Annotated in this window: 4 protein-coding genes; 1 reads left to right on the plus strand and 3 read right to left on the minus strand. The window is 25.2% G+C overall.

All coding sequences use genetic code 11. The features are described from left to right. Positions 1 to 986, plus strand: a 986-nt coding sequence (locus HG1285_RS19910) for a hypothetical protein (RefSeq protein WP_008289002.1), incomplete at its 5' end; no start/stop codon positions are given. An 8-nt stretch (positions 987 to 994) separates the two neighbouring features. Here the strand turns inward: HG1285_RS19910 and HG1285_RS02930 are convergent. The 3 genes from HG1285_RS02930 to HG1285_RS02920 all read right to left on the minus strand — a co-directional run. Next, positions 995 to 1,270 carry a type II toxin-antitoxin system YafQ family toxin gene (locus HG1285_RS02930; protein ID WP_008289003.1) on the minus strand — a complete coding sequence of 92 codons (276 nt, stop codon included), beginning with the start codon at positions 1,268 to 1,270 and terminating at the stop codon, positions 995 to 997. Then, on the minus strand, positions 1,263 to 1,529 hold the full coding sequence (locus tag HG1285_RS02925) for a type II toxin-antitoxin system RelB/DinJ family antitoxin (RefSeq protein ID WP_008289004.1): 267 nt from the start codon (positions 1,527 to 1,529) through the stop codon (positions 1,263 to 1,265). Before HG1285_RS02925 ends, HG1285_RS02930 begins: the two co-directional genes overlap by 8 nt. A gap of 69 nt (positions 1,530 to 1,598) precedes the next feature. Further along, on the minus strand, positions 1,599 to 1,785 hold a 187-nt coding region (locus HG1285_RS02920), incomplete at its 5' end, for a Sua5/YciO/YrdC/YwlC family protein (protein ID WP_008289005.1).

Here is a 1,785-nt window from a genome sequence, read left to right on the forward strand (position 1 = left end):
TGGGTAAAATATCTTTAAGGGGCGTTTTGCTCCTTATTTTATTAATTTTTATAATATTACTTTATTTTGAAGATGTATTTCCTATTGCTCGTTTTCCAAATGTACTGACCCAGAATATAGATGTAAAAAAATTAGAAAACTACAAAAAAATAGAGCTTATTTATGATATTAAAACTGAATACAATAAAAACTCTCTTATAACTCTTAAAGATTTAACAGAAAACATTGAAAATAAATTTATAATTCTAAAAAATAATCCCCTTTTCTTTCAAGGTAAATATAAAAACACATATATATATGTAATAGACAGTCTGCCCTGTATCTCGGTTTTTTCTGTAAATGAATTAAATGGGGGTTTTCTAAACCTGTTAAGGAAAATAAAGTACTATATAGTCTATCCTTTTAATAAAGATTATGCTTTTTATGAAAAATTTGAAATGTTAAAAAAAGATACATTTTTTACAGAATTTAATCCAGTTGTTGATAAATGTTTTATAGGTAGCTCAGATGCCCATATAAAAATAAAAAAAGTATCTGACAGGGTATTTAATTATCCAGATTTAAAAGGACAGGTAAGCTTAATAAAGAATTATGTTTATGTACCAGAAGATTTTTTTAATGGAACATTTAATCAAAAGAGAAGTTCAATAATTGAAAATTTAGGTAGAAGTTATACAGCTTTTTATTACGACTATGATTTTGATTTTTACGTAAAAACAAAAGATAAAAAAACGTTATTTATTGGTGATAGGGTATATCTAAAAGATAATCCGCTTATATATGTTAGAAAACCTGAAGGCAAATTTATAATAGCTGTTTATAAAAACGGAGAAGTGGAAAAGTATTACAATAGTTCATTTATTTTAAAACCAGAAAATATAGGATATTACTTTTTTATAGTTTATAAATATGATACAAAAATATCCGACAGCATTTATACATCAGTTGAACCTGTAATAATAACAAATCCAATCTTTATTCAGTAAAACAAAAATTATTTAAACAGCCCCGAATGAGTTCCTATTCTTAATAATTGTATTTCTTTTTTGCTTTTATCTTTCCTGTATATTACAAGTAAATCACCTGATATATGAAATTCTCTTGTATCGTACCATTCTCCAAATAAGTTATGGTCATGAGCTTCTTGAGGTAATTCTTGCCCATTAATTAAAAAACTTATATATAAAAATAGCTTTTCAGTATTTGTAGGGTTAAGTTTGGCTTTTTTTAAATCTTTAAGAAATTGTTTATGGATTTTTAGGTTATACATTTGACTTTACTATTTTTTCCAGCTCTTTTATATTCCCAACATTTATTAAATTCTTTCCTCTTCTTGCTTCTTTTATAACTTTTGCTGTTTCTTCATTTGGAATTTTTACTTCAAAAGGTATTCCTTTATATTCTTTTATCATAGCTATAAATATATTGAAAGCCTGACTAACATTTAATCCAAGTCTTTCAAGTATCTCTTTTGCCTCTTTATAATTTTTTTCATCTACCCTAAGAGTAGTTTGAATTTTTGCACCCATATTAAACTCCAAACTTACTTTTATACATAATTTTATACATGTAAAATATATGTCAAATAACATACAAAGTCAAATCATTTTTGAAAGTTGTTTTTTAGATACAGTTCCTTCTCTTAAAATAATGAGCTTATTATTTTCAAATTTTACTATTGTAGATGGCCTTGTGTTTTCAATAGTGCCTATATCAAAATACATATCAACGTTATTTTTAAAGTAATCATAAGCTTCTTTTATATTCTTAGCTGGTGCTGCTCCT

The sequence above is a fragment of the Hydrogenivirga sp. 128-5-R1-1 genome (assembly GCF_000171895.1).

Bases quoted from the DNA above. Each gene is read 5' to 3' on its own strand.
- HG1285_RS02930 (WP_008289003.1), bottom strand. From the start codon at position 1,270: ATGTATAACCTAAAAATCCATAAACAATTTCTTAAAGATTTAAAAAAA.
- HG1285_RS02925 (WP_008289004.1), bottom strand. From the start codon at position 1,529: ATGGGTGCAAAAATTCAAACTACTCTTAGGGTAGATGAAAAAAATTAT.